Origin of the sequence: Metabacillus sp. 113a (genome assembly GCF_050107635.1) — a bacterium.
Lineage (GTDB): Bacteria > Bacillota > Bacilli > Bacillales > Bacillaceae > Metabacillus_B.
In genome coordinates, this window is record NZ_JBNILJ010000046.1 from 1 (window position 1) to 289 (window position 289).

Annotated in this window: 1 protein-coding gene; it reads right to left on the reverse strand. The window is 70.9% G+C overall.

Features of this window, described 5'->3' with window-relative positions:
• Nucleotides 1-289, reverse strand: a 289-nt coding sequence (locus tag ACQCVE_RS19645) for a hypothetical protein (RefSeq protein WP_426863674.1), incomplete at both ends; no start/stop codon positions are given.

Sequence of the window (289 nt, forward strand, 5' to 3'; positions counted from 1 at the left end):
CTCTCCGAGTCCTGCGCCGCGGCGTCGCAGACCGTGTTGGCGGCCCCGATGAGCTGCTCCTCGACACCGGCGACGTCGATCCCGCCCTCGCCGATCTCCTCCAGCAGCGCCTCCTCCTCAGGACTGCGCTGCGGGGTCTGCTCGGGGATCTCATCGATCTCCTTCGCCGCACCGTCCTCCGGCTGCGGCTCGGCCGGAGCCGCGCCGCCGGGGGCCTGCCGACTGGATTCCGTGGTGCTGGACGAGGTGGATTCGGATTCCGTCTCGCTTTCCGACGCCTCGGGACTCT